Consider the following 26,989-nt stretch of genomic DNA (forward strand, 5'->3'; position numbering starts at 1 on the left):
GCGCCAGACGCGCCGAGCGCCGGCGACTGGACCCGTCTTTTGATCATTTTTTCACGCTGCGTATGAATACTGTTCTCAATACAGCCTGTTTTCAGGATGTCGTACGGGAAAAACGGGCCTCATTGATGGGAATTAGCCATGACGGCTGTTCTCGTCCCCTTCCCGTCAAGGTTAGAATGCAGCAAATCAGGACGACTCGATGACCCAGAACACCCTTTCGGAAGCCGAATACGACGCGATCACCGATGCCGCCGCGCACTGGTGCATGCGCCTGCACGCGGTCGACTGCACGGCCGATGAGCGTCGCGCATTCGAGCAGTGGCGCGATGCCGATCCCGTGCACGCGTTCGAGTACGAGGCGATGCTGGAGATCTGGGACATCGCCGAGCACTTGCCGCGCCCGGAACCCTCCGTGGTCGCGCCCCTCGGCAAACCCGTCAGGACCTGGCGCCAGTACGCCACCGCCGCCTGCTTCAGCGCGCTGGCCGTGCCGCTGGCGGCCTGGGCCGGCTGGAACCTGGGCTGGCTGCCCAACAGCTACCAGCATGTCGAAGCCTCCGGCAATGTCCGCCAGGTCACCTTGAAGGACGGCAGCCAGGTCGAACTGAACCTGAACACCGAACTGACCTACGCCAACTACAAGGACGGACGCCATGTCACCCTGAAAAAGGGTGAAGCGTTCTTCGAGGTCAGCCATGACCCGAACCACCCGTTCACCGTCCGTGCCGGCGAGGGGCGGATCCGCGTCACCGGCACCCGCTTCAACGTCTGGATGTACGAGGATCAGGTGAAGGTGAACCTGATCGAAGGTTCGGTGCTGGTCACCAGCAATGCACAGCTGCCGGGCGACGGCCTGCGCCTGGGGCCGTCGATGCAGGCCCGCTACCATCATGGCGACTTCATGCCGCAGATCAGCCAGACCTACGCCAACGACAGTTCGCTGGCCTGGCGCAGCGGCAAGCTGGTGCTGGACAACCTGTCGCTGACCGAAGCCCTGCCGCAGATCAACCGCTACCTGGCCAAGCCGCTGATGCTCGCCGACAACGCCACCGGCACGATCCGGGTCGGCGGGATCTACAACGTCAAAGAGCTCGACAGCCTTGTGACCTCGCTGCCCAAGGTGCTGCCGGTCTACCTGACCCGCAACCAGGACGGCAATCCGGTCATCAACTCGATGCCGCAGCAACCCCCGAAAAGCTGAAGGCCGTACCCCGCAAAGGGTACGGCCTTCATGCTGCATCCGTTTAGCGGCGCTTACTGCGCCGCCACCTTCCCGGCCTTCTCGTTGGTATCTCGCACCGTCTGCAACCGATACTGCGGATCGGCCTTGATCTGCTGTTCGGTGAACGGCAGCACGCTCCAGCGCTTTTTCGAGAACGCTTCGGTCTGGTCCTTCGAATGCTGCGACGCAGGGTCGCTCGACAGCGAGAACGCCAGCAGCCCTTGGGCATGGGGCCCGTTGTCGTCGAACGTGACCACCTGCAGGTAGCTGGTGCCGCTCACCACCTCCAACCGGCCATCTTCGCGCGGCACGCTCTGGATCGCGTTGTAGATGCCCAGCGTGCCCGGGCCGCCATGGATCGGCGTGTGATGCGCGCCGCTGCTGGCCACTTGCACGTCACCCCAACGGGCTTGCGCCGGCAGGCCTATCTTGGCGACCGATTCGGCGGACGCCTGCATCGCTTCACCCACTGCCTTGGCCACCGCCGGCCGCTCGACCGCCAGACCGCGCGGGGTCGTCTGCGGCTGCTGGGGATCGAACGCGACACGCCAGACGTCCGGCGCTTCCTGCAAGGCCTGCATGATGTTCTGGAAGTGCACCAGCCCAAGGCCCGCATCCAGGTCGGCCCGGCCATTCCAGGCCTTAAGGTCCGCGCACACCGTTTTCAGCGCTTGCCCGTCGGCGCTCGCCTCACAGAACTTCAGCAGATCCGGCATGACCTGGGTCGCCAGGTACACCTGGTCGTCCATCACCATGGCCTGCAGGTCCTGCACCGACAGCTTGCCTTTCTTGCCCAACGAGGCCAGGCGGTCCAGCGCGAAGCGCGAACGCAGGCCCAACGGCTGGCCTTCCTGGCTGATCAGCGGCGAGAACCCGGTCAGCGGCTGGGCCGGGTTGGCCAGCCAGGCCGAATCGTTGGAATGCTGGACGAAGTCCTTGCGCAGCAGCTGCGGCAATTGGCCGGAGGCGTAGATGCCTTGCTGCGCCGCTTTGGGGTCGATGTCCCAGGCGCAGTCGCGGCGCGAGCCGTCGAGCACGATCATTTGCAGGCCCGCACGCGGATCGCTGCATCGGGCCAGTTTGTCGGCACTGACGTTGGGCACCACCGACAGGTTCATGTAGAGGGTCTGGCCCTTGTCATCCGACGCCAGGGTGTTGACCCACGGGATGCCCTGGATCTTGTGCACCGAGTCCTGGAAGGCTTTCAGGTTCGCGGCGCGGTTCATCGAATACCACTGGGTCAGCACCCGGTCGTTGCCGAGGTTGGCGTCGCGCAGGCTGTAGGCGTACTGGTTGTCCCAGTCGAGCTTGCCCGGCCACTGCACCACCGGCCCGAACTGCGAGCTGTAGACGTCACGCGTCACCGGCACGACCTGCCCGTCGGCCTGTTTGACCTGCACGGTCAGGGTCTGCTTGCCCATCGGCACCGATTGGCCGTCGAGCAAGTAGCGGGTCGGATCCTTCGGATCGAGCTGCAGACGGTACAGGGTGAAGTGCTTGGACGCGTCGACGGTGTGGGTCCAGGCCAGGTGACGGTTGAAGCCGATATTGATCACCGGCAGGCCCGGCAGGGCCGCGCCCATCACGTCCAGCTTGCCGGGGATGGTCAGGTGCATCTGATAGAAGCGCATGCCGCCGACCCAGGGGAAATGCGGGTTGGCCAGCAGCATGCCGCGACCGTTGAACGAGCGCTCGCTGCCCACGGCCACCGCGTTGCTGCCGCGATCCAGCGCGAAGCGTTGCATGTGCAGGTCGGCCACCCGGTAGGCCCGCGCATCGTTGGCGATCCGGGCGCTCGCCTGAGGCGGTGTGGCGCCGGCCAGGGCCTCGGCGAACTGCCCGACCCCGCCCTCGACCAGCAGACGGCGCGTCAGCTTCACCAGATCCTGGGCCGAAATGTCACGCACCCAATCGCCCTGGCATTGCTGCGGCAGCCCCTGCGGGCGCCGTTCGGCCAGGTATCGGTTGTAGCCGGCGGCATACCCTTCCACCAGGTCGCGCACTTCGGCCGGCTGCGCCTGCCAGAACGCCTGCACGGCCTGCGGGGTATTGAGCCAGGTGAAGAACAGGTCGCTGACGCGGTTCTCCCGTTCCTCGACCGTCAGTTGTTCCGGCCCGAAATAACGCGAACGCTCACCGTTGACGGTGACGATCTCGTTGGCCAGCAGGCACAGGTTGTCTTGCGCGTAGGCATAACCGATGCCGAAGCCGAGGCCGCGCTCGTTCTGCGCGCTGATGTGCGGCACGCCGAAACCGGTGCGGCGGATGTCGGCGCCGGTCTGGGCCGAGGGGCTCAACGCATGGGCGGGCAGACTCAGCCCGAGAAACATACCGGCAAGGGCCAGTCCGGTTAACTGCCTGGAAATAATCACGCTCGCTCCTGATCAAATGCCGAAGAGCAGGTCCGATCGTCTTGCCCGGGCACCGGGACAGACCGGATCCGCTCCGGAAACACCCACGCGTCCACGCGCAATGAGCCTTATCAGAGAACGAGCCCGGTAAAAAAAATTTAATCGGCCCGACGCCCGTTCCGCCCCGTGATGACGGAGAAACAACGAATCGGCGACAAATTTTCTACATTTTGACCTTCATGATTTGGCGTGCTGATTCGTCTTGTTACAGAGAGAGCAGCCACATTTTCCTGATCAGGCTCTGAGAAAGGAGTAATCCCATGTACAACCCACCACTACCAACGGACGGTAGCCTGGCGTCGCAAGGCGCTTCGATGGGCCCCCTCGCGAGCAATTTCGGTCAACGCCCCGAGCGCCACGGCAACGAGCGCATCCGCCTGCTGCTCAAAAGCTTCGGCCTGCGCACCAGCCTGATTCGCCTGAAAGTCATCGACGCCCTGCTGGTCGCCGCCGAGAACGACCGCCGCCTGGGTGTGCGCGGCGTGCACAGCCAGTTGCTGGACCTGGACATTCCCTTGTCCTTCCTCAGCGTGCGCGAAGTGCTCAAACGCCTGTGCACCGAAGGCGTGGTCATCTACAACGCCGACAAGAGCTACAGCCTGCACCCTCAGGCCTGCGCCGTGCTCAACGCCGAGTGAGGCCGCCTGCGATCGCCGTCAGGGCTTGACCTTGCGGCGCATCACGCCATTGATCACCACCACGACCACCGCCACACCGATGGCGATGTACTGGAACGTTTTCTCGCCGATCATGCCGGCGTTCTGCAGCCAGGACAGGCCGAGCATGATCGCCAGAACGGCCAGGGCGATCAGAATCGAATATTTCAAGCGTTGCGACTGGGTCATTGCGGGTTCCTGAATCTTGGAATGTATCCGGTTTGTATCGGCTTGCATGCCATGCGCTTACCGTATTGCGGGGATGCGCGGCAGCGGGCGGGGTCTCATGTTACAGCCGATGACGAGTTTTGGCTCGCAGGCGGCGTTAACCATGAGGACTTTCGAAATGCTGCGTCGAATCACCTGGCTGATTCCGGTTCTTGCACTGCTGACCCTCAGCGGCTGCATCATCTTTCCCCACGACGGCTGGCATGGCGGTCACCGTTACTACGCTCCGCAAGGCCCCGGCTATTACTACCATCGATAAGCCCGTCGCCCAGGAGCCTGTCGCGCTCCATTCAACTGTAACCAATTGATGAACACCTGAAGGAATGCCCACGAGGATGTGGGCATTTTTCGTGGGGCCCCCGGCCTGAAACGCACCGGAAAAGAAACCGGCCAGCGCAGGAAAGGCCTCTTTGGCAACACGTTGCAAATCGGCCAAACATCGGGTCACACCTGCGGCGTGGCAGCCTCCCGCCCCCGCCCCCTATTCTTTGCGCTCCTCATCGATTGACCGCCATGGACGCGCATGCAAAGAACCCTCATCCCCCTTCGGCCCGTACAGCTGTTCGGCTTTTGCCTGGCCATCACCCTGTTCGAAAGCCTGACCTACCTGGCCAGCGACGTGGTCATGCCCGCGATGTCAGCCGTCACCCGCGAGCTGCAAGCCGATACGCGCCATGTTCCGTATGCCTTTCATCTCTACCTGATCGGCGGCGCCTGCCTGCAATGGCTGATCGGCCCCTTGTCGGATCGGTTCGGCCGACGCCCCGCCCTGCTGGCCGGCTGTGCGCTGTTCAGTGCGGCCTGCGCGGCGGCATGGGCCACCCAAAGCATTGAAGCCTTCAATGCCTTGCGCTTTGTGCAAGGCATCGGGTTGGGCTTTGTCGTGGCCGTCAGCTATCCGGCGTTGCAGGAAGCGTTCCGGGAGGCCGACGCCGTGCGCCTCATGGCGCTGCTGGGCAACGTCGCCTTGCTGTCTCCCCTGTTGGGCCCGCTGCTCGGCAGTCTTTTGCTGGAATGGATCGGTTGGCGCGACCTGTTTCTGGGGTTGGGCATCATCGGCGCCGTCGCATGGATCGGGCTCTACCTGTGCATGCCGGAAACGGTCGCCAGCCTGCGGCACGGCCGCACGCCACAGGCTTCATCCCCGTTCTGCTGGCGCCGGATCGGCCGCCGTTACCTGACCTTGCTGCGCAACCGCAGGTTCCTGGGCGCTTGCCTCGCCTTGGGCCTGATGAGCTTGCCGCTGATGGCCTGGATCGGGCTGGCGCCGCTGCTTTTGGTAGAGGTTTCAGGCCTGTCCACCCGAGCGTACGCGCTGTGGCAGATACCGGTGTTTTGCGCAGTCATCGCCGGCAACCTGATCCTCGACCGCTTGCTGGCGAGCCGCGACCTGACCGCCGTGATCCGCCTTTCGCTCTGGCCCTTCTGCCTTGGACTCCTCATCCTGGCCGGCGCAGCCGCGACCTCGCCCTCGGTGGTCTGGCTGATCGGCGGGCTTTCGGTCTACGCCCTCGGCGTGGGCATGAGCAACGCCGCCCTGTATCGCCTGGCGCTGTTCTCCAGCGATGACAGCAAAGGCCTGGTGTCCGCCGCCGCCGGTATGCTGTCCATTGGCGTCATGGGGGCCGGCGGCGCCCTCATCGTCGCCGTCGGCGGCGGCACCCGGCTGGCCTCCTTTGCCCTCTGGGCCGCGCTGGGCGGCTTGCTCAGCCTGCCCCTGCTCCACCGTTTCCTTCGCGGCCAGCCAAACGGCCGAACTTCTGCGGCACCACAATAAGGACAATCCGTGTTCCATTTCCCCCACAGCGATGCGCTCTGCGCGTTGACGCAGCCCTATTGCCCGCAATCCGTACCGCCGGGCCTGTTCGACCGGGCCATGGCCGAAGTCTCGCGGTTCCATGCCCGGCACACGCCCGGCTATGAATCCTGGCTCCAGGCCAACGGCCTGACCGTCGCGGATCTGGACAGCCTCGATGACTGGTCGCGGCTGCCGCCGGTGTTCGCCAACTTCTTCAAGCGCCGCATGCTGCTCAGCCCGACCGGCGAAGACGCCCTGGAACTCACCTCGTCCGGCACCCGCGGCCAGAAAAGCCGCATGCGCTATGACCGGCGCAGCCTGGAGGCCGCGCAGTTCATGGTCGGCCGGATCTTCAGCCATTACGGGTGGGACACGCCGCACGCGCCCTGCAATTACCTGCTGCTCAGTTACGAGCCCCAGGGCCGCATCAGCCTGGGCACCTCCTACACCGATCAGTTCCTGTGCCGGTTCGCCCCGGCCCACCGGGTGGCCTACGCCTTGCGCCCGACCGCCGACGGCCATCGCTTCGATCTGTTCGGCGTCGTCCAGGCGCTGCAGTCGTTCGCCGAGGAAGGCCTGCCGGTGCGCATCCTGGGCTTTCCCGCGTTTCTCTGGCAAGCGTTGCAGCACATGAGCGCCCAGGGCCTGCCTGACCTGCAGCTGCCGCCGGACTCGTTGGCGTTCTTCGGCGGCGGCTGGAAGGCCCGTGCCAGCGAAGAGATCCCCAAACAGCAGTTCTACCGACGCATTCAGCAACAGTTGGGCATCACGCCGGCCCGCTGCCGCGACGGCTACGGCGCGGTCGAGCACGCGGTGCCCTACATCGAATGCGCCCGGCACCGCTTTCATGTACCGGTGTACGCCAAGGCGTTCGTGCGCGATCCGGCGGACTTGCGCGTCCAGCCCTACGGCCGTCCGGGCCTGCTGGGCTTCGTTTCCCCCTACATCACCTCAAGCCCGGCCCATGCCGTGGTCATGAGCGACCTCGCCACCCTGCACTCCGGCGCTGACTGCGGCTGCGGCCTGACCGGCGACTGGTTCGAACTGCACGGACGCGCCGGCACCAGCCCAGGCAGAAATTGCGCCATGGCCGCCGCCGAACTGTTGGAGACCCACTGACATGTACCTGATCAACGGACACCTGCGCGACGACTGCACCCTCAGCGACGCACTCGAATACCTGCGCACCGAACTGCCGCAACGCCTGGCAACCGCAGTGCGATCAACGACCGTGATCGCCGCAGCCGCCGCCCTTGCCGAACGTCTGCGGGACGTCTCTGCCCTGCCGATCCTGGAAGCCGAGCAACGCCAGGCGCTGATCGACTTCTGCCAGCCGTCGGCGCTGCGCGAAAAAGTCGAGCGCGAGCTCGGCGAGCAACCGGACTCCTTGCGCCGCACCGACTACCGGCAATCGCGCTTTGAACGCTGGAGCCCGCTGGGCCTGGTGGTTCACATCACCCCCGGCAATGCGCCGCTGCTGGCCTTCTGCGCCGTGGTCGAAAGCCTGCTGGCCGGCAACGTCAACTGGTTGCGCCCCAGCGCCAGCGACACGGGACTGACCGCACAACTGCTGCACGCGCTGGTGCACTGCGCCCCCGACGGCCTGCTCGCCGGCCATGTGGCGGTACTGCCGGCCACCACCGCGCAAACCCGCGAGCTGTGCCAATGGGCCGACGGCGTCTCGGCCTGGGGCGGCGAAGCGGCGTTGCAGGCGATCAGCCGACAGTTGCCGCCCGGCTGCCGCTGGATCGACTGGGGCCACCGCATCAGCTTCGCGTACCTGACCCCGGACAGCGCCTCGCCGGCAGCATTGGAGGCGGTGGTCGACGAAGTCTGCCGTCTCGACCAACAGGCCTGCTCCAGCCCGCAATGGCTGCTGGTGGACAGCGACGATCCGGCGCTGCTGCAGCGGATCGGCGCGGCGCTGGCCCAGGCGTTCGAACGCCGCTCGCAGCACTGGCCGATCCTTGAGCCGACCCTTGAGGAGGCGTCGGAAATCACCACCGTGACGGCGATGGCCCGGCTGGGCCGGCATTTCGCCGCAGAGACCGGCCACGTCTGGGACGGCCGGCATTGGCGGGTGATCTGGAGCCACGACCAGCCGCTGACACCGTCGCCGCTGTTTCGCACCGTGCACCTCTGCCCGGTGCCCCGTGCGCAGCTGACTGAAACCCTGCTGCCGTGGCGCAACAGGCTGCAAAGCTGCGCGCTGCAGTGCGCCGAACAGGACGTGGCCGACCTGTCGCGCCGGCTGCTCACCGCCGGCGTCACCCGCCTTGCGCCGGCCCCGTCCATCCATGACGGCTACCCCGGCGAACCCCACGATGGCGTCTACGCCTTGCAGCGCCTGAGCCGACGAGTGTCGGTCAGCCTGACCGCGGCCCTGTCGGGCAGCCGCACCACGCTGGATGAGGGGCCCGCCGCGCCGCCGCCCGGCGAGCGGCCGATCCTGTCCAAGGACGCCTTCACCCAGCGACCGGTCGACCCGGCGGCGCAGCTGTACTTTCGCTCCGGCGGCAGCAGCGGCGCCCCGGCGCTCGCGGGTTTCAGCCACCGCGACTTCCGCCGGCACATGCGCGCCACCGCCGACGGTTTGTTTGCGGCGGGCCTGGAACCGGCCCGCGACCGGGTGATGAACCTGTTCTTCAGCGGCGGGCTGTACGGCGGATTCTTCAGTTTCGCCAAGGCCCTGGAACTGCTCGACGTCACCCACCTGCCCATGGGCGCCCCGGCCGATGACGATTACCGCGAAATCGTGGACTTGATCATTCGCCTGCGGGTGACGGTGCTGGTCGGCATGCCCAGCACCCTGCACCGCCTGTTTCTCGACGGACAGGAACGCCTGCGGGCCTACGGCGGCCTGGAAAAGGTGTTCACCGGCGGCGAGCACCTGAGCGAGCCAAGCCGAGCGCTGATGCGCAGCTGCGGGGTCTCGCTGATCCGCTCGGCCATTTACGGCAGCGTCGACGCAGGCCCCTTGGGGCACGCCTGCCACGCCACGGGCGATGGCATCTTTCATCTGATGAGCGAGACCCAACAGTTGGAGATCGTCGCGTTCGATGCCGACCGGCCGGTGGACGGTCAGGAGCCCGGGCGCCTGCTGTTCACCTCGATCGGGGCTCAGAGCCAGGACGTGCAACGCTATGACATCGGCGACAGCGGACGCTGGGTGCCAGGCCGTTGTGCCTGCGGTCTGGTTTCGCCGCGCTTCGAGCTGCTGGATCGCCACGGCAAGCTCATTCGCATCGGCACCGACTTCATCTCCCTCGCCGAGCTTGCGCAGCACCTGCAGACGGCGTTTCAGGTGCTGCTCGACCATGCCCCCGACGGCCTCGAACGCCTGCGGATCCGCAGCGAACGGCCGGTCGAGGATGCCCGCCAACGACTGCTGGGCTACCCGATCCTGGCGACCTTGATCGACACCGGATTGCTGACGCTGGAGATCGAAAGGTGCCCCGCCGAGCGGTTCACCCGCAACCGGCACAGCGGCAAGACGCCATTGCTGATCGACTCGCGCCGCTGATGGCTGGCGCAGCGCTCACTCCCCCTGAATCCACTGTCGAGAACATTATGCTGAGCACTTCAACGCTGAACGGGCTGGTGACGTTCGCCCGTCGGCATTCGCGCTACTACCGACTGCTTCATGCAGACGCCCCCCGGGACTTCGGTTCACTGTCTCAACTGCCGGTCGTCGATCCCGGCGAATACTGGAAAGACGCTCAACACCTTGACCGCTGGCCGGTGCTGACGGGTGAGGCAGACGGCGCCCTGGTGTTCAAGACCGGCGGCACCACCGGCGACGGCAAGCTGTCGGTGTTCAGCCGTGACGAATGGCACATGCTGACCCGGGACTTCGGCCGCAGCCTGGCCCTGCAACTGAACCACGGCGACCGGGTGGCCAACCTGTTCTTTGTCGGCGATCTGTATGCCAGTTTCATTTTCGTCCACGATGCCCTCGCGCACGTCGGAACCGCCATCACCGAGTACCCCTTCACCGGCAGCGTGGATCCGGCGCCCCTGGCCGAGGCGGTCGTGCGCAATCGGATCAACGTATTGGCTGGCGTGCCCGCGCAACTGCTGACGTTCGCCGCCTGGCTCGCCGGCCGGGGCCAGACGCTTGAGGGCGTCACGGCCTTGCTCTACGGCGGCGAAAGCGTATTCGCCGGCCAGCGGCGATTGCTCGAACGGGCCTTTCCCCGGGCTCGCGTGGCGTCCATCGGTTACGCCAGCGTCGATGCCGGGCTCATCGGCACCCGCCACCCCGATTGCGCGATGGATGAACACCGCACGCCGGACGGCCACAGCCTGCTGGAGATCCTCGATGAGGAAACGGGCGAAGCGATCGAAGCCTGCAACCGCCCCGGCCGGCTGGTGGTCACTAACCTCACCCGCCGCCTGATGCCGTTGATCCGCTATCCGGTCGGCGACCGCGCCTGCTGGCGGGAGCCGCCCGGAACGCCGCAGCGCAAATTCGCGCTGACGGGCCGCAGCAGCGACAGCCAGCGGGTGCGGGTCGGCATCCTGAGCCTAGAGCCGCACGCCATCGGCGAGTGCGTGCGGCGCATCACCGCCAGTGACGATTGGCAGCTGCTCATCGAGCAATGCGAAGGCCGGGACTTCGTCAGCCTGAACTGGGTGCCGGACACTTCAAAGCCGGATGTCGGGACCGCCGGACAATCGCTGCACGATGCGCTGACCGCACAGAACCCGCAGATCGAACGGTTGATCGCCGACGGTTTGCTGGAGCTGCGCATCGGCCGCTGCACGGTGCAGCAGTTGCTGCGCCATCCGCGCTCGGGCAAATGCCGGCGGGTGGTGGATCTGCGCCCCTACCAAAATCAGCCCCAGGAGCAGCCGTGATGGAGCCGGTCACTCTGCGGCGCTACCGCAGCGACGATGCGGCCGCCGTGACTCAGTTGTTCCGCGAGGTCTACGCACACCATTACGTTCAACCCCAGGTGTATCTGCCCCGCATGATCACCCAGAACCAAACGGATGGCCGCTGGCACTCCCTGCTGGCGGTGAGCGCTGACCGGGTGGTGGGGCATGCGGCGCTGATCCGCGACGAGGGCGGGCGCACCGCCGAACTGGCGCTGAGCGTGGTGCACCCCGATGCCCGCGGCCGAAGCATCGCGACACGGCTGGGCCGGGAGCTGTTGACCCAAGCCGAGGCCATGGGCTACCGGGGCGTGACGATCAAGCAAGTGACCCGGCACCCCTACACCCAGCGCATGGCCGAGACGCTGGGTTTTCACGGCACCGCCCTGTTTGCGGACTACGCGCCCTCGCCCGTCGGCGATCCGGAACCGGAGTCCGTCGTCATCGGTTACCGGCCCCTCGCCGGCCATCGGCGGCCTCTGCCTGCACAACGTTGGCCACACAGTTCTCGGCGCCTCATGCAGCACCTGTGCGATGTCTTCGGCACGGATCACCGAGCGGAGCCCTGGGTCGGACCCGCGGCACGCCTGCGCTTGCGCGGCGACCGCTACGATGGGGTGTTTGAGGCGCTCGACGCGGAGTTGGCCCGGCAGTTGATCGGCCTCCCGGAACGCTGGCGGATTTCCCTCAGGCTCAGGTTGGGGCAGGACTTCGCCTCGGATCTGCAGACCCTGTCGCAGGCCGGGTTCGTGTTTTGCGGCGTGACGCCGGATGACGGGAGCAACGGCTGGCTGGCGCTGTTCCACCGGGGCGTGCGGCAATGCGCGCTGACATTGCACTGCCCTTACATGCAGGGTCTGCAGGACGACCTGCAGCGGAGCGCCCGGCCTTGACGCAAAAAAGGCCCGCCTTGAGGGGGCGGGCCTTTGTCGTTCGTCACGCCTTGGCGTTGACGCCCTTGTCGCTCGGAAGGGCGCGTTCGCCGCCCTGTCCGTACGTCTTCAGGTTCTGCAGCACGTAAATGGCTTTCTTGTATTCCGGAATCAACCCGTTGGCGTACTTGTTGCCCTTGAGGTTGTTGTTCTGGATGGTGTCCAGTTGGGTGGCAAAATACTCCAGTGCGTTGAACTTGGCATCCGGATCCTTCTGGACGCCGAAGCGGTCGAACTTGTCGCCGGCGTTGAGCAAGGTCATCGCGGTGATGTCGGAGATCAGCCCGCGGCTGCGCAGGAACGTGCTCAGGGTGCCCAGTTGCTTGGGCGAAACGTTTTCCGGATCGAACCCCTTGATGTTCTTGTGCAGGCGCTGCCTGTCCATCTCCGCCGTGTTGAGCGCGGTGGGGTCGTTGCCCACCAGGGCGAGCATCTGCTTGACCTTGACGCTTTGGGAGACGGGCTTGCTCGATGAACGGGTGTCTCTGACCAACAAGCCTGCCTTGCTTTGCCAGGCGCCGGTATAGCCGACGGTCATGATTGGGCTCCTTGCGGGATGAACATGGAAAGTCCTTGGTGAACGACTTGATTGGACGCGAGTATCGGCCGGCAAAGTGATAGCACCAACCGTTTTCTGTCCTTTTTTACAATTCTTGTACATTCTTGACACAAATGACGGACACCCCGAATCCATTGACCCAGAGCGGCATAAGCGAACGGCGGAAGTAGTTATTTTGCTCTAACGTACGGTTCGGTTAGTTTCTCTGTAACAGTTCGGATACGCCCGTTTGTCGCCCACTGCCGTTCTGGCACGAAAGTACCTAAAGCTTCGCGAAACGCCGACGATAGCTAAGGACACCTGCGTGTTTTTTTCGCTGCCCACAATAAGAATCGCCGCTCAAGGACTGGTCTTCATGCCCGCATTCCGCACCATTCAGGCTCGCTACACGTTGTTTCTGGTTCTGTTCATCCTCTTGCTCTCTGTGTTGACCGTGGTCGGCATCAGTCAGTTGGTCGCGCCCAAGCTGCGCCAGACCGAGGAGCAAGTGGCGCTCAACCGGATCGCCGAAGTCGCCGAACAGATCCAGGGCGAACTGAACAAGGTCCAGGCCCAGCAACGCAGCATCACCCAGACCGTCCCCCTGCTCGACAGCGCGGCCATCGACACGGTGCTGCCGGGCCTGGTGGATCAGTACGGCGAACTCAAGGTGTTCGGCGGCGGTATTTGGCCGCTGCCGGGCCAGCGTGAGGCCGGACGCAACAAATTCAGCACGTTCTGGCACCGCGACGCCTCGGGCAAACTGGCTGTGAACACCTTCTGGAACAGCGACGCGGCCCCCAACTACTACGACCAGAGCTGGTACAAGGGCGGCATGCAGACCCCGCGCGGCCAGTGCGCCTGGGCCGCCGCCTACAAGGACGACGCCAGCGCCGAGCCGCGCACCAACTGCGCCATGGCCATCCAGAAGAACGGCGCGGCCTGGGGCGTGTCGACCATCGACGTGACGCTGGGCTTCTTCAACGACCTGGTGGCGCGCAAGGAAAAGGACCTCAACGCGCAAATGCTGATCGTCGAGGCCGACGGCAAGATCATCAGCAACAGCTCGCGCATCAGCGGCCCGATCGTGCTCAAGAACATCAGCGAGCTGAATTCACCCTTCGCCAGCCAGGTCAAGGCCGGCCTGCAGCAGCGCGACCGGACCCAGCGCAGCGAGTTCGACGACAACGGCGAAGCCAGCACCTTCTTCATGCGCCCGATCGAAGGCACCCCGTGGTTCCTGGCCACCGCCCTGCCGACAAGCACCATCACCGCCCAGCGCGACGACGTGCTCGGCACCCTGAGCCTCTTGCAGATTCCGTTGGTGATCCTGCTGGTGCTGTGGCAGGTCTATGCCATCCGCCAACTGATTCAGCGCATGAAGGCCCTCAAGGCCAACATCGATTCCCTGTCCAGCGGCGACGCCGACCTGACCCGGCGCATCACCATCCGCGCCGAGGACGAACTGGGGGCCATCGGCCATTCGGTCAATGCGTTCATCGCCTATCTGCAGAACATGATCGGCGAAGTGACCCAGGCCACCGGCGCCATGGCCTCGAGCCTGGACAACCTGCAACGCACCTCCGCGCACACCAGCCAGATCCTGTTGCGCCACGCCTCGGAAACCGACCAGACCGTCACGGCCATCAATGAAATGAGCTCCACCGCCGAAAGCGTCGCGCAGAACGCCGCCGAGACCGCCGCGTTCACCCGCCGCGCCAACGAGAACGCCGACCGCTCGCGGGTCGTCGTCGGCGAAGCCTCCGGCAGCGTGGTGGCGCTGATCGACGAAGTGGCCAGTGCCACCCACAAGGTCGAAAGCATGCAACAGGACGCCCAGCGCATCACCGAGATCCTCGGGGTGATCGGCGCCATCGCCGGCCAGACCAACCTGCTGGCCCTCAACGCCGCCATCGAAGCGGCCCGCGCCGGCGAGCAGGGCCGCGGCTTTGCCGTGGTGGCCGATGAAGTCCGTGCCCTCGCCGCCCGCACCCAGGCCAGCACCTCGGAAATCAACGAAATGCTGACCCGCCTGACCCAGGGCGTGAGTTCGTCGGTCAGCGCCATGGAAAACACCCAGGCCAGCTGCCAGTCGGCCGCCGACGCCACCGCCCGGGTCAACGCCGGGCTGGACGAGATGGCCGGCTCCGTCGGCCACATCAACAGCCTCAGCGCCCAGATCGCCACCGCCGCCGAACAGCAAAGCGCCGTGACCGAAGAGATCAACCGCAGCATGGTGCAGATCCGGCAGATGGTCGACGAACTGGTGCAGAGCGGCCAGGCCAGCGAACTCAACACCCGCCAGCTGGCGGAGGCGAACGGCCGGGTGAGCGCGATCATGGGGCGGTTCAAGGTGCGGTGAACCTTGCGCGGCTGACGGATTTGTCATCTGGCGCTCAGCGGGCTGACAGCCTTGATCTAGGATCATGCTGTCAGCCCGCTTCGTATTAATTGGAAACACTCCGTTGATGCCGAGCCGGAAAAACCGGTCAGAATGCGTTCCTTTTCTGGCCGTCACCCGAGTCGAGAACCTGCCATGCCAAACCTCCTGCGTCTGACCGCCTTGGGCGTCCTGCTCTTCTCTTCCCTGGCCCAGGCCGCCGACCTCATCCCGATCGAAGTCCACCGCGACGCCAACTGCGGCTGCTGCAAGAAGTGGGTCAGCCACCTGGAGGCCAACGGCTTCAAGGTCGAGGATCATGTCGAGTCCGACATGAGCGCCTTCAAGCAACAGCACGGCGTACCGCCGCGCCTGGCGTCCTGCCACACGGCGATCCTCAACGGCAAGTTCGTCGAAGGCCACGTGCCCGCCGAACAGGTGCGGGCCCTGAGCCAGCGCGACGACCTGCTCGGCGTGGCCGCACCGGGCATGCCGATGGGCTCGCCGGGCATGGAGATGGACGGCATGAGCGACGCCTATCAGGTCATCGGCCTGAAAAAGGACGGCACTGATGTGGTGGTGGCGGACTACCCGGCCCACTGATGGCCACGGCGTACGTCGGGCTGTTCCTGGCCGCGTTCGGGGCGGCGACCTTGCTGCCCCTGCAATCGGAAGCGGCGCTGGTGGGCCTGCTGGCCAGCGACCGCTACTGGCTCTGGGGCCTGCTGGCGGTGGCGACGGTGGGCAACGTCCTCGGCTCGCTGGTGAACTGGTGGCTGGGACGGGGGCTTGAGCGGTATCAGGACCGGCGCTGGTTTCCGGTCAGCCCACGGCACATGGACCGCGCCCGTACCCACTACCGGCGCTTCGGTCGCTGGTCGCTGCTGTTCAGTTGGCTGCCGGTGATCGGCGATCCGCTGACGCTGGTGGCGGGCGCCATGCGCGAACCGCTCGCTCGTTTCCTGCTCATCGTCACGTTCGCCAAGGGCGCCCGCTACGGGGTGCTGGCCCTGCTGACCCTGGGCTGGGCCGGTTGAACGTTCCCGTGCGGGTATTGCCTGTGTTTAACGTCGCCCTAATCCGGCCGTTCCAGCATCGGCCGATTTCCACCGGAGTCCGTCCCATGCCCGTCCCGCTCCGCCGCTGGTTGCCCGGCCTGTTCCTGAGCACCGCCCTGCCGTTGACTGCCCTGCCATTGACCGCACTGGCCGAAGCCCCGCAGTACGGCCCCGAACTGCAAGGTTTCGAATACCCCTACGCGCTCAAGCACTTCGCCTTCCAGTCCCAAGGCCAATCCCTGCAGATGGGCTACATGGATGTCGCCGCCCACGGCAAGGCCAACGGGCGCACCGTGGTGCTGATGCACGGCAAGAACTTTTGCGGCGCCACCTGGGACGGCTCGATCAAAGCCCTGAGCGACGCCGGCTACCGGGTGATCGCCCCGGACCAGATCGGCTTCTGCACCTCCAGCAAACCCGCGCAGTACCAGTTCACGTTCCAGCAACTGGCGGCCAACACCCAGCAATTGCTCAAGGCGCTGGGCGTGCAGAAAGCCACGCTGCTGGGCCATTCCACAGGCGGCATGCTGGCCACCCGCTACGCCTTGCTTTACCCCGACCAGGTCGAACGGCTGGCGCTGGTCAACCCCATCGGCCTGGAAGACTGGAAAGCCCTCGGCGTCCCTTACCGCACCGTGGACCAGTGGTATCAGCGCGAACTGAAGGTCACCGCCCAAGGCATCCGCGACTACGAGCGCAGCACCTATTACGGCGGCCGCTGGAAGCCTGAGTTCGACCGTTGGGTGGACATGCTCGCGGGCTTGAGCAACGGCCCGGGCAAGACTCAGGTCGCCTGGAACTCGGCGCTGATCTACGACATGATCTTCACCCAGCCCGTCTACTACGAGTTCAAGGACCTGAAGATGCCGACCCTGCTGCTGATCGGCACGTCGGACACCACGGCCATCGGCAAGGACATCGCTCCGCCGCCGGTGAAAGCCCGGATCGGCCGTTACGACGAGCTCGGCAAACAGGTCGCCCGGCTGATCCCGCAGTCCACGCTGGTGGAGTTCCCGGGCCTTGGCCATGCGCCGCAGATGGAAGAGCCCGCGCAGTTCCACCAGGCGCTGCTGGGCTGGCTGGACAACCCCCCTCCCGTTCGTTGAAGAGGTAAGGCTGATGGCGGTACAGATTGCAGTGCTCGATGACTGGCAGGACGTGGCCCGCGACGTGGTCGACTGGTCGGTGCTGGACCCGCTGGGCGAGGTGACGTTCCTTCACGACTACCCGGCGGACAACGCCACCCTGGCCACCCGCCTGGCCCGTTTCGACGTGATCTGCGTGATGCGCGAACGCACCCGCTTCGACGAAGACCTGCTCGGGCGCCTGCCGAACCTCAAGCTGCTGGTCACCGGCGGCATGCGCAACGCCGCGCTGGACATGCCGGCCGCCGCCCGGCTGGGGATCAAGGTCTGCGGCACCGACAGCTACAAGCACGCCGCACCGGAACTGACCTGGGCGCTGGTCATGGCCGCCACCCGCAACCTGGTCAACGAAGCCAACGCCCTGCGCGCCGGCCAGTGGCAGCAAGGCCTGGGCGGCGACCTGCACGGCAAGACCCTGGGCATCCTGGGCCTTGGCGCCATCGGTCAGCGGGTGGCGCAGTTCGGTCAAGTGTTCGGCATGCGCGTGATCGCCTGGAGCGAGAACCTCACGGCCGAACGCGCGGCGCAGGCCGGCGTCACCCTGGTCGGCAAGCAGGCACTGTTCGAACAGGCCGATGTGCTGTCGGTGCACCTGGTGCTCGGCGAGCGCAGCCGCGGCCTGGTGGATGCCCAGGCATTGGGCTGGATGAAGCCGACGGCGTTGCTGGTCAACACGGCGCGGGGCCCGATCGTCGACGAAGCGGCGCTGATCAAGGCCTTGCAGAAGCGCCAGATCGCCGGGGCCGCGCTGGACGTGTTCGACCAGGAGCCGCTGCCGGCGCTGCATCCGTTGCGCACGCTGGACAACGTGCTGGCCACACCTCATGTCGGTTATGTCAGCCGGCAGAACTACAGCCTGTTCTTTTCGCAGATGATCGAAGACATTCAGGCCTGGGCCACCGGTGAACCGCTGCGCTTGCTCAACTGACGCCGCCCTCGCGGGCAGGCACGCGTCTACAGTCGAATGCTGTAGCCACGAACCTGCCCGCGATGATGCCTGACTGTCTCCCCGCCCACCGCACCGCAATAGTGCACCTGCCCCTTCCCCGCGCCCGGAATCGTGACTGACCGGTCACCAACTTGGGGCCAAGCCCGCCGCAAAACCTGCACTTCGTCGGTGCGTCTCGCCCCGCAGCCCACGGTTTCCAAGGCCCGGAAACGGATTGTCAAACAATTCATGCGTTTGTCATGGCCCGCTCTAGGATCTGGCCTAGACTGATTTTCGCGGCACAAGACCGACCGGTCACAAAGTAGAAAAACAATAGAAACTTTTGCTGATCGCGACAGGTCATCAGAAAGACAGGGCCAAGGCGGCTGGTTCGACTCTTGCAATGGCCTCTTCACCCATTCTGCTTGCGCGTGTTGGGTAGCGTGTGCTCTCCGATGCATGGCGCGTTTGCGCCCGGCCACAGGATCCGGCCATGGACATCGCTTGTTCCAGACAAGAATCAGTTCAAAGACACGGGAGATTCAAATGATCAGAGCGGCATTGGATATTCAGGGAGAGCGTGCCCATTCGTCCCTCGGCGACGCGAACGCCATGACCGTTTCCGGCAGCCGGTCGATCAACGCCCCGGTGGCCCGTCCGCTGACGCCCGCGACCGGCCAGAACCCCAACCGCAAGAAAGTGCTGTTCGTCACCTCGGAGATCGCCGACCTGGTCAAGACCGGCGGCCTGGGCGACGTCTCCGCCGCCCTGCCCCGGGCCATGGCCCACCTGCACGATGTCCGCGTGCTGATCCCCGGCTACCCGCAAGTGATGAACAGCGAAAACCCGATCCACGTCGTCGGCGAACTGGGCGGCCACGCGGCGTTGCCGCCGTGCAAGATCGGGCGCATGGACATGCCCGACGGCTTGGTCATCTATGTGCTGATCTGCCCCGAACTCTATGCCCGCGAGGGTTCGCCCTACGGCGCCAACAACGGCCGCGACTGGCCGGACAACCATATCCGCTTCGCCCGCCTGGGCCTCGCCGCCGCCGACATCGCCGCCAACCTGGCGCAGATCCACTGGTGCCCGGACCTGGTGCACGCCCATGACTGGCCCGCCGGCCTGGCCCCCGCCTACATGCACTGGCGCGGGCAGCGCACCCCGACCCTGTTCACCATCCACAACCTGGCCTACCAGGGCGTCACCAGCCTGGGCTCCTGCCCGGAACTGGGCATCCCCGCCCATGCCCTGCAACAGGAAGGCATGGAGTTCTACGGCAAGATGTCGTTCCTCAAGGCCGGCATGGCTTATTCGAGCCACATCACCACGGTCAGCGCCACTTATGCGCAGGAGATCACCACGCCGGACTTCGGCTGCGGCCTGGACGGTTTCCTCGCCGCCAAGACCCAGCAAGGCCTGCTCAGCGGCATCCCCAACGGCATCGACGAGAGCTGGGACGCGGCGACCGACCCGCACCTGTTCGCGCCGTTCGCCATCGGCGACTGGGACGGCAAGGCGACCAACGCCGCCCATGTGCGCGAGCTGTTCGGCCTGGACGATTGCGACGGCCCGCTGTTCGCCGTGGTCTCGCGGCTGGTCTACCAGAAAGGCCTGGACCTGACCGAGGCGGTGTCGGAGTACATCGTACGCAACGGCGGCCAGATCGCGATCATCGGCCGCGGCGAACCGGAAGAGGAACAGGCCATGCGTGAACTGGCGTTGCGCTTTCCGGGGCGGATCGGCGTGCGCATCGGCTTCAACGAGACCGACGCCCGGCGGATGTTCGCCGGCAGCGATTTCCTGCTGATGCCCTCGCGTTACGAGCCCTGCGGATTGAGCCAGATGTACGCCCAGCGTTTCGGCTCGCTGCCGGTGGCGCGCAACACCGGCGGCCTGGCCGATACCATCGAGAACGGCGTCACGGGTTTCCTGTTCAACGAATCCACGGCCGACAGTTACCGCGAAGCGTTGAGCCGCGCCTTCAAGGTGTTCGCCTACCCCGGCCTGCTCAACGCCATGCGCTGCCGGGCGATGGCCGCGCCGTTCAACTGGTGCAAGGCCGTCGAGCCCTACGCCGAACTCTACGAGCAATTGGTGGCCAAGGCGCTGGGCAAAGCGAGCCACAAATAACCAGGGAGGTTGTCAGCGATGCCGTCACGGTCCCTTGAAACCTGGCCCCACGGCGCAACCCTGCTGGAGACCGGGCACACGCAGTTCGCCCTGTGGGCGCCGGATGCGTTCTACGTCAGCGTCGAACTGGACGGCGGCCGCTCGCTGCCGATGCTGCCCCAGGCCGACGGCTGGTTCGTGATCAAGACCCCGTGTCCGGCCGGCAGCCGCTACCGCTTCAGCATCGACGGCGAACTGGAGGTGCCGGATCCGGCCTCCAGGGCGCAGGACGGTGGTCTTACGCGGCCCAGCGTGGTGGTCGACCCCCATGCCTATGCCTGGCGGCACACCACCTGGCACGGCCGGCCCTGGAACGAAGCGGTGATCCACGAACTGCACGTCGGCGCCATGGGCGGTTTCGCCGAGGTCGAGCAGCACCTGCAACGTCTCGCGGGGCTCGGCTTCACCGCCATCGAGCTGATGCCGGTCGCGCAGTTTCCCGGTGAGCGCAACTGGGGCTACGACGGCGTCCTGCCCTATGCCCCGCAGGCGTCCTACGGCACGCCGGAACAGCTCAAGCACCTGATCGACAGTGCCCACGGACATGGCCTGGCGGTGATCCTCGACGTGGTCTACAACCATTTCGGCCCCGACGGCAATTACCTGCACCGCTACGCCAAGGGCTTTTTCCGTGAGGACAAGCACACGCCCTGGGGCGCGGCCATCGACTTCCGCCGCCGCGAAGTGCGGGACTTCTTCATCGAAAACGCGCTGATGTGGCTGCTTGAGTACCGCTTCGACGGGCTGCGCCTGGACGCGGTGCACGCCATCGAGGATCCGGACTTCCTCCAGGAACTGGCCCATCGCGTGCGCCGGCAGGTGGATCCGGCCCGCCACGTCTGGCTGACCCTGGAAAACGAACAAAATCAGGCCAGCCTGCTCGAAGAAGCCTACGACGCCCAGTGGAACGACGACGGCCACAACGCCCTTCACGTACTCCTGACCGGCGAGACCGACGCCTACTACGCCGACTTCGCCGAACACCCGACCGAACAGTTGGCCCGGTGCCTGAGCCAGGGCTTCGTGTTCCAGGGCGACATCTCCCGCCACGGCACGCCACGGGGCGAGCCCAGCGAACACCTGCCTTCGACGGCCTTCGTGCTGTTCCTGCAGAACCACGACCAGATCGGCAACCGCGCCCTCGGCGAGCGCCTGCATCAATTGGCCGCGCCCAAGGCGCTGCAAGCCGCCACGGTGCTGCTCCTGCTGTCGCCGATGATTCCGTTGACGTTCATGGGCGACGAATACGCCGCCGAACAGCCGTTCCTGTTCTTCACCAGCCATCACGGCGAACTGGCGAAACTTGTGCGCGAAGGCCGGCGCAACGAATTCGCCGCCTTCAGCGCGTTCGCCGACCCGCACGCACGGGAGCGGATTCCCGACCCCAACGCCGAACGCACCTTCCTCGCTTCGCAACCACGGCCGGCAGGCACCGCCACGCCCCGGCAACACGCCACCCTGGCGCTGTACCGGCAGCTGCTGCAGCTGCGTCACCGGCACATCATCCCGCACCTACCCGGCACCCAGGCCCTGGGCACTCAAGTACTCGGCCATGGCGCCGTCAGCGCACGCTGGCGGCTGGGCGACGGCAGCGAACTGCGAATCGACCTGAACCTGAGCGACTCGCCGCAGGTCAACCCTCCACGCCCTGACGCCCGGCGGTTGTTCCCGGCAACCGCCGACGAGTGGCCCGAACCGGGCCTGCTGCCTGCGCACTGCGCGCTGGTCAGCCTCACGGCCGCCACCCCTTTGCCCCCTTTGACGGAGAGCGTGCATGAGTGATGCGCAACTGGAAATCCTCGCCAGCCGGGCAGGCCTCGCCGTGGACTGGATCGACGCCAACGGCCGCCCGCAGAAGGTCGCCCCGGCGGTGTTGCGCGCGGTGCTCACCGAACTCGGCCATCCGGCCGGCACCGCCCAGGAGATCGACGCCAGCCTGCTGGAGCTGCAGCAACGCCAGCAGGAACGCCGCCTGCCGCCCCTGTTGACCGTCGATGTCGATACGCCATTGGACCTGGCCCGCTACTTCGAGGCCGACACACCTTGCGAAATCCACCTTGAAGACGGCGCACGCCTGTCCCTGAGGCTGGACGACCAGGCCCGGCTGCCGGGCCTGGTTCCGGTGGGCTACCAAAACGTGCACATCGCCGGCCAGCGCTTCACCCTGGCCGTGGCGCCGCCGCGCTGCTACACCGTCGCCGACGCGGTGGACCAACCGGTTCCCCGCGCCTGGGGGCTGAGCGTGCAACTGTACGGCCTGCGCCGCCCCGGCGACGGAGGCTTCGGCGACACCCAGGCCCTGGAGGAACTGGCCCGGGTGGCCGGCGAACGCGGCGCCGATGCCTTGGCGATCAGCCCGCTGCACGCGATGTTCAGTGCCGACACCGGGCGCTACAGCCCCTATTCGCCGTCCAGCCGCCTGTTCCTCAATGCCCTGTACGCCGCGCCGGGAATGATCCTGGGCGAGCGGGCCCTGCGCGATGCGATCGACAGCAGCGGCCTGAGCGACCGCTTCAGGCACCTGGAAGACCTCACGCTGATCGACTGGCCGGCCGCCGCCGACGCCAAGCAAACGCTGCTGCAGGCCCTGTACGACGGGTTCATCGCCGGCCAGCACCCGCTGCATCCGGACTTCGCCAGTTTCCGCCATGCCGGCGGCGAAGCGCTGGAGAACCACTGCCGGTTCGAGGCGATCCAGGCCATGCGCGCCGCCAACGGCGAAAGCCTCGACTGGCGCCAATGGCCGCCCCAGTGGCATGACCCGCAAGGCGCGGCGCTGAAGGCGTTCGCCGAGGCGCAGGCCGACCGCATCGGCTACTTCGCCTTTTGCCAGTGGCTGATCCACCGCGGCCTGGAGCGCGCGCAGACCGCCGCCCGCAGCGCCGGCATGGGCATCGGCCTGATCGCCGACCTGGCGGTGGGCGCCGACGGCGCGGGCAGCCAGGCCTGGAGCTTCCAGGACGAATTGCTCGCCTCGCTGACGGTCGGCGCGCCGCCGGACATCCTCAACCGCAGCGGCCAAGGCTGGGGCATCTCCGCATTCTCCCCCGAGGGCCTGGTGCGCAACGGCTTCCGCGCCTTCATCGACATGCTCCGCGCCAACTTCGCCCACGCCGGCGGCCTGCGCATCGACCATGTCATGGGCCTGCAACGCCTGTGGGTGATCCCCAACGGCTCGGCCCCGGCGGACGGCGCCTACCTGTACTACCCGGTGGACGACCTGCTGCGCCTGCTGACGCTTGAGTCCCACCGCCATCAGGCCATCGTGCTGGGCGAGGACCTGGGCACCGTGCCCGACGGGCTGCGGGAAAAGCTCAGCGCCCGGGGCATGCTCGGCATGCGCGTGCTGCTGTTCGAACAGGACAACACCCGTTTCAAGCCGATCCTCGACTGGCCCGACAACGCGCTGGCCACCACCAGCACCCACGACCTGCCGACGCTCAACGGCTGGTGGCACGGCCGCGACATCGACTGGAACGCGCGCCTGGGGCTGATCGACGCCAACGGCGAAATCGACTGGCGCCGCTACCGCGAGCGGGAGCGCGAAGGCCTGCGCGCCGCCCTGAGCCAGGATCCGCAGAACTTTCGCGAGGAATCCCACGAGGCCGATCAGGTGGTGGACGCCAGCGTGCGTTTCCTCGGCCATACCCGGGCGCCGCTGGTGCTGTTGCCGCTGGAAGATGCATTGGGCCTGGACGAGCAAGCCAACCTGCCCGGCACCCTCGACACCCACCCCAACTGGTCGAGGCGCTTGCCGGGCCTCGGCGAAGCGTTGCTCGACGGCGCGGACGCCGCACGGCGCCTGGAACTGCTCGCCTGCGCTCGCCTGCAGGCCGCCGAGCGTGACCGATGAGCGCGCCGCCGGCCCGGCCGCTGCGCGCCACGGTGCGGCTGCAGTTCCACAAGGGGTTCACCCTCGCGCAGGCGATCCCGCTGGTGCCGTATTTTGCCCGGCTGGGCATCAGCCATGTGTACGCCTCGCCGCTGCTCGCCGCACGGGCCGGCTCCCTGCACGGCTACGACGTGGTCGACCCGACCCGGGTCAACCCGGAGCTCGGCGGCGAAGCGGCGCTGCGCCAGTTGGTGGCGGCCCTGCGCGAGCACGGCATGGGCCTGATCCTGGACGTGGTCTCCAACCACATGGCCGTGGGCGGCGGCGACAACCCATGGTGGCTCGACCTGCTGGAATGGGGACGCCTGAGCCCCTACGGCGAGTTCTTCGACATCCAGTGGCACTCCCCCGACCCGTTGATGGAAGGCCAGTTGCTGCTGCCGTTCCTGGGCAGCGACTACGGCGTCGCGTTGCAGGAAGCCACCCTGCCGTTGGCCTTCGATGCCGGCGCCTTCCACGTCGAACACTACGAACACCGCTTCCCGGTCTGCCCCAGCGACTACGGCGAACTGCTCAAGCCCGACGAATCGCTGGACGAGGAGCGCCGGTCTCGGCTCAAGGCGCTGGCCGACCGTTTCGAGGCGCTCAGTTACCAGAGCGACGCCCGCTCGCTGTCGATCCCGCTCAAGCAAGAACTGGCGGAACTGGCGAACGACGGGCCGATCCTGCAGGCCATCGAACGCAACCTGACGCTGTACGACTCGAAGACCGAAGAAGGCTTCGCCCGCCTGCACCGCCTGCTGGAGCGCCAGAGCTACCGGCTGGCCAGCTGGCGCACCGCCGCCGATGACATCAACTGGCGGCGCTTCTTCGATGTCAACGAGCTGGGCGGCCTGCGGGTCGAGCGGCCTGCGGTGTTCGAGGCCACCCACGGCACGATCTTTCGCCTGATCGCCGAAGGCCTGGTCGACGGTTTGCGCATCGATCACATCGACGGCCTGGCCGACCCGCGCAGCTACTGCCGCAAGCTGCGCAGAAGGCTGGACCGGCTGACGCCGGGGCGCCGCTTGCCGATCTATGTCGAGAAGATCCTCGGCCCCGGCGAAACGCTGCCCGCCGACTGGGCGGTGGACGGCACCACCGGCTACGAGTTCATGAACCAGCTATCGCTGCTGCAGCATGACCCGGCCGGCGAGCACGTGCTCGGCGAACTCTGGCAGCGTCGCACGGAGCGGCCCGCCGCGTTCGCCGAAGAAGCGCAACTGGCGCGGCAGCAGATCCTCAACGGTTCGCTGGCCAGCGACTGCGAGAGCGTCGCCCAAGCCCTGCTGCAAGTGGCGCGGGACGACCTGATGACCCGCGACCTCACCCTGGGCTCGATCCGCCGGGCGTTGCAGGCGCTGATCGTGCACTTCCCGGTGTACCGCACCTACATCGGCCCGCTGGGGCGTCCGGCCCGCGACGAGGTGTTCTTCGGGCAAGCCCTGGAAGGCGCACGCCAAAGCCTGGGCGAAAGCGATTGGCCGGTGCTCGAGTGCCTGGCCCGCTGGCTCGGCGGCGACCCTTGGCGCAGCAGGCCCCGGGGCCGCCCGCGCAAGATCCTGCGCCATGCCTGCGTGCGCTTTCAGCAACTGACCTCCCCCACCGCCGCCAAAGCCGTGGAAGACACCGCGCTGTACCGCTCGGCGGTGCTGCTGTCGCGCAACGACGTGGGTTACGACACCGAACGCTTCAGCGCCCCGGTCAGCGACTTCCACGAGGCGAACCGACAGCGTCTGGCGAGCTTTCCCGACAACCTGCTGACCACCGCCACCCACGACCACAAACGCGGCGAAGACACCCGCGCGCGCCTGGCGGCGATCAGCGAGCGCGGCCCGTGGTACGCCGAACAGGTCGAGCTGTGGCGCGCCCTGGCCCGCCCCCTGCGCAGCGGTGACCAGGTGCCGTCGTCCGGCGACGAACTGATCCTTTACCAGGCGCTGGTCGGCAGTTGGCCGTTGCAGCTGGACCTCGACGATCACGCGTCCATGGCCGAGTACGCCGGGCGCATCGTCCAGTGGCAACGCAAGGCCCTGCGCGAAGCCAAGCTGCAAAGCAGCTGGAGTTCGCCGAACGAGCCCTACGAACACGCCGCGCACACCTTCGCCGAACAACTGCTGCTGGCCCCCGAAGGCGAACTGCTGCGGACCGCGCTGGCCAAGTCGGTCAACGGCATCGCCGCCGCCGGCGCCCTGAACGGGCTGGCGCAAACCTTGCTGCGCATGACCGTGCCGGGGGTGCCGGACCTGTATCAGGGCAACGAGTTCTGGGACTTCAGCCTGGTGGATCCGGACAACCGCCGGCCGGTGGACTACCCGGCGCGGGAGCAGGCGTTGCAGGCCGACGTGCCGGTTGCGCAGTTGTTGACGCAGTGGCGCGACGGGCGCCTCAAGCAGGCGTTGATCGCCCAGGCGCTGCAACGGCGCGCCGAACACACCGAGCTGTTTCGCCGGGGTTCCTATCAGGCCCTTGAGGTGCTGGGCAGCCAGGCGCACAACGTGCTCGCGTTCGCCCGCGAGCATGAGGGACAGCGGGCCATCATCGTGGTGCCGATCCGCTGCGCCGCCCTGCTGGAAAACGGTGCCGTGCCCCAGGTGGACGCGCTGCGTTGGGGCGACACCCGGGTGATGCTGCCGTTCGCCCCCGGGGAAACAAACCTGAAGGGACTTTTCTCAAGCGGGGCAGTCACAAAAAACAGGGAGCTGAACGTCAGCGCCGCACTGGGGGAGATCCCGGTCAATCTGTTTATCCAACTCTTCTAAAGCATGAGTT

The 26,989-nt window shown here is 66.4% G+C and carries 19 protein-coding genes and 2 pseudogenes; 18 read left to right on the forward strand and 3 right to left on the reverse strand.

Features of this window, described 5'->3' with window-relative positions; all coding sequences use genetic code 11:
* Positions 1–199: 199 nt before the first annotated feature.
* Positions 200–1,201 carry a FecR family protein gene (locus tag CAG41_RS24535; RefSeq protein WP_085707565.1) on the forward strand — a complete coding sequence of 334 codons (1,002 nt, stop codon included), beginning with the start codon at positions 200–202 and terminating at the stop codon, positions 1,199–1,201.
* 53 nt (positions 1,202–1,254) lie between these two features.
* Here the strand turns inward: CAG41_RS24535 and CAG41_RS24540 are convergent, their stop codons facing one another.
* Positions 1,255–3,594, reverse strand: coding sequence for an acylase (locus CAG41_RS24540; protein ID WP_085707566.1), 2,340 nt, complete (start codon positions 3,592–3,594; stop codon positions 1,255–1,257).
* 299 nt (positions 3,595–3,893) lie between these two features.
* Here CAG41_RS24540 and CAG41_RS24545 point away from each other — a divergent pair, with 299 nt between their 5' ends.
* A complete protein-coding gene (locus CAG41_RS24545) occupies positions 3,894–4,271 on the forward strand; it encodes a fe2+ zn2+ uptake regulation protein (protein ID WP_085633190.1) in 378 nt (125 codons plus the stop codon).
* Positions 4,272–4,289: 18 nt separating this feature from the next.
* Here CAG41_RS24545 and CAG41_RS24550 read toward each other — a convergent pair whose 3' ends face one another.
* The gene (locus CAG41_RS24550; RefSeq protein ID WP_085586062.1) at positions 4,290–4,478 is read right to left on the reverse strand and encodes a hypothetical protein; all 189 of its coding nucleotides are present in this window, start codon (positions 4,476–4,478) and stop codon (positions 4,290–4,292) included.
* A 157-nt stretch (positions 4,479–4,635) separates the two neighbouring features.
* Between CAG41_RS24550 and CAG41_RS28685 the strand changes: the two genes are divergently transcribed.
* From CAG41_RS28685 to CAG41_RS24575, 6 genes are all read left to right on the forward strand, one after another.
* The gene (locus tag CAG41_RS28685) at positions 4,636–4,776 is read left to right on the forward strand and encodes a hypothetical protein (protein WP_170930006.1); all 141 of its coding nucleotides are present in this window, start codon (positions 4,636–4,638) and stop codon (positions 4,774–4,776) included.
* 264 nt (positions 4,777–5,040) lie between these two features.
* Positions 5,041–6,294, forward strand: a complete 1,254-nt coding sequence (locus CAG41_RS24555; protein WP_085707567.1) for an MdfA family multidrug efflux MFS transporter — start codon at positions 5,041–5,043, stop codon at positions 6,292–6,294.
* Positions 6,295–6,303: 9 nt separating this feature from the next.
* A complete protein-coding gene (locus CAG41_RS24560) occupies positions 6,304–7,434 on the forward strand; it encodes an acyl-protein synthase (protein ID WP_085707568.1) in 1,131 nt (376 codons plus the stop codon).
* 1 nt (position 7,435) lies between these two features.
* Complete coding sequence (locus tag CAG41_RS24565; RefSeq protein WP_085707569.1) at positions 7,436–9,838, forward strand: aldehyde dehydrogenase family protein; 2,403 nt, start codon at positions 7,436–7,438, stop codon at positions 9,836–9,838.
* A 47-nt stretch (positions 9,839–9,885) separates the two neighbouring features.
* On the forward strand, positions 9,886–11,175 hold the full coding sequence (locus CAG41_RS24570) for a phenylacetate--CoA ligase family protein (RefSeq protein WP_085707570.1): 1,290 nt from the start codon (positions 9,886–9,888) through the stop codon (positions 11,173–11,175).
* The gene (locus tag CAG41_RS24575; protein ID WP_085586073.1) at positions 11,175–12,086 is read left to right on the forward strand and encodes a GNAT family N-acetyltransferase; all 912 of its coding nucleotides are present in this window, start codon (positions 11,175–11,177) and stop codon (positions 12,084–12,086) included. The genes CAG41_RS24570 and CAG41_RS24575 overlap by 1 nt, the downstream gene beginning before the upstream one ends.
* Before the next feature lie 43 nt (positions 12,087–12,129).
* On the opposite strand, the gene CAG41_RS24580 is transcribed toward CAG41_RS24575, so the two are convergent.
* Positions 12,130–12,663: a hypothetical protein gene (locus CAG41_RS24580; RefSeq protein WP_085586075.1), complete on the reverse strand. Its 534-nt coding sequence runs from the start codon at positions 12,661–12,663 to the stop codon at positions 12,130–12,132.
* Positions 12,664–13,039: 376 nt separating this feature from the next.
* On the opposite strand from CAG41_RS24580, the pseudogene CAG41_RS29310 reads away from it, so the two are divergent.
* From CAG41_RS29310 to CAG41_RS24625, 10 genes and pseudogenes are all read left to right on the forward strand, one after another.
* Positions 13,040–14,164 (forward strand): annotated as a pseudogene (locus CAG41_RS29310) (cache domain-containing protein); the annotation flags it as partial.
* 333 nt (positions 14,165–14,497) lie between these two features.
* Positions 14,498–15,025: pseudogene (locus CAG41_RS29315) on the forward strand (methyl-accepting chemotaxis protein); the annotation flags it as partial.
* A gap of 174 nt (positions 15,026–15,199) precedes the next feature.
* Positions 15,200–15,646: a DUF411 domain-containing protein gene (locus tag CAG41_RS24590; protein WP_085586079.1), complete on the forward strand. Its 447-nt coding sequence runs from the start codon at positions 15,200–15,202 to the stop codon at positions 15,644–15,646.
* Positions 15,646–16,080 carry a YqaA family protein gene (locus CAG41_RS24595; RefSeq protein WP_085586081.1) on the forward strand — a complete coding sequence of 145 codons (435 nt, stop codon included), beginning with the start codon at positions 15,646–15,648 and terminating at the stop codon, positions 16,078–16,080. Before CAG41_RS24590 ends, CAG41_RS24595 begins: the two co-directional genes overlap by 1 nt.
* Before the next feature lie 86 nt (positions 16,081–16,166).
* A complete protein-coding gene (locus tag CAG41_RS24600; protein WP_085586084.1) occupies positions 16,167–17,207 on the forward strand; it encodes an alpha/beta fold hydrolase in 1,041 nt (346 codons plus the stop codon).
* Positions 17,208–17,220: 13 nt separating this feature from the next.
* Positions 17,221–18,174 (forward strand): D-2-hydroxyacid dehydrogenase family protein, encoded by a 954-nt coding sequence (locus CAG41_RS24605; RefSeq protein ID WP_085707571.1) that lies wholly within the window; start codon positions 17,221–17,223, stop codon positions 18,172–18,174.
* Positions 18,175–18,720: 546 nt separating this feature from the next.
* On the forward strand, positions 18,721–20,307 hold the full coding sequence (gene glgA / locus CAG41_RS24610) for a glycogen synthase GlgA (protein WP_085586088.1): 1,587 nt from the start codon (positions 18,721–18,723) through the stop codon (positions 20,305–20,307).
* 18 nt (positions 20,308–20,325) lie between these two features.
* Positions 20,326–22,128: a malto-oligosyltrehalose trehalohydrolase gene (gene treZ / locus CAG41_RS24615; RefSeq protein ID WP_085639046.1), complete on the forward strand. Its 1,803-nt coding sequence runs from the start codon at positions 20,326–20,328 to the stop codon at positions 22,126–22,128.
* Positions 22,121–24,199, forward strand: coding sequence for a 4-alpha-glucanotransferase (gene malQ, locus CAG41_RS24620; protein ID WP_085656954.1), 2,079 nt, complete (start codon positions 22,121–22,123; stop codon positions 24,197–24,199). The genes treZ and malQ overlap by 8 nt, the downstream gene beginning before the upstream one ends.
* Positions 24,196–26,979, forward strand: a complete 2,784-nt coding sequence (locus tag CAG41_RS24625) for a malto-oligosyltrehalose synthase (RefSeq protein ID WP_085707572.1) — start codon at positions 24,196–24,198, stop codon at positions 26,977–26,979. Before malQ ends, CAG41_RS24625 begins: the two co-directional genes overlap by 4 nt.
* Positions 26,980–26,989 lie beyond the last annotated feature (10 nt).

This window comes from Pseudomonas sp. B35(2017) (assembly GCF_002113645.1).
GTDB classification, from domain to species: Bacteria; Pseudomonadota; Gammaproteobacteria; order Pseudomonadales; family Pseudomonadaceae; genus Aquipseudomonas; species Aquipseudomonas ekonensis.

Bases quoted from the DNA above. Each gene is read 5' to 3' on its own strand.
- CAG41_RS24535 (WP_085707565.1), top strand. From the start codon at position 200: ATGACCCAGAACACCCTTTCGGAAGCCGAATACGACGCGATCACCGAT.
- CAG41_RS24545 (WP_085633190.1), top strand. From the start codon at position 3,894: ATGTACAACCCACCACTACCAACGGACGGTAGCCTGGCGTCGCAAGGC.
- CAG41_RS24550 (WP_085586062.1), bottom strand. From the start codon at position 4,478: ATGACCCAGTCGCAACGCTTGAAATATTCGATTCTGATCGCCCTGGCC.
- CAG41_RS28685 (WP_170930006.1), top strand. From the start codon at position 4,636: ATGCTGCGTCGAATCACCTGGCTGATTCCGGTTCTTGCACTGCTGACC.
- CAG41_RS24555 (WP_085707567.1), top strand. From the start codon at position 5,041: ATGCAAAGAACCCTCATCCCCCTTCGGCCCGTACAGCTGTTCGGCTTT.
- CAG41_RS24565 (WP_085707569.1), top strand. From the start codon at position 7,436: ATGTACCTGATCAACGGACACCTGCGCGACGACTGCACCCTCAGCGAC.
- CAG41_RS24570 (WP_085707570.1), top strand. From the start codon at position 9,886: ATGCTGAGCACTTCAACGCTGAACGGGCTGGTGACGTTCGCCCGTCGG.
- CAG41_RS24575 (WP_085586073.1), top strand. From the start codon at position 11,175: ATGGAGCCGGTCACTCTGCGGCGCTACCGCAGCGACGATGCGGCCGCC.
- CAG41_RS24580 (WP_085586075.1), bottom strand. From the start codon at position 12,663: ATGACCGTCGGCTATACCGGCGCCTGGCAAAGCAAGGCAGGCTTGTTG.
- CAG41_RS24590 (WP_085586079.1), top strand. From the start codon at position 15,200: ATGCCAAACCTCCTGCGTCTGACCGCCTTGGGCGTCCTGCTCTTCTCT.
- CAG41_RS24595 (WP_085586081.1), top strand. From the start codon at position 15,646: ATGGCCACGGCGTACGTCGGGCTGTTCCTGGCCGCGTTCGGGGCGGCG.
- CAG41_RS24600 (WP_085586084.1), top strand. From the start codon at position 16,167: ATGCCCGTCCCGCTCCGCCGCTGGTTGCCCGGCCTGTTCCTGAGCACC.
- CAG41_RS24605 (WP_085707571.1), top strand. From the start codon at position 17,221: ATGGCGGTACAGATTGCAGTGCTCGATGACTGGCAGGACGTGGCCCGC.
- glgA (WP_085586088.1), top strand. From the start codon at position 18,721: ATGATCAGAGCGGCATTGGATATTCAGGGAGAGCGTGCCCATTCGTCC.
- treZ (WP_085639046.1), top strand. From the start codon at position 20,326: ATGCCGTCACGGTCCCTTGAAACCTGGCCCCACGGCGCAACCCTGCTG.
- malQ (WP_085656954.1), top strand. From the start codon at position 22,121: ATGAGTGATGCGCAACTGGAAATCCTCGCCAGCCGGGCAGGCCTCGCC.
- CAG41_RS24625 (WP_085707572.1), top strand. From the start codon at position 24,196: ATGAGCGCGCCGCCGGCCCGGCCGCTGCGCGCCACGGTGCGGCTGCAG.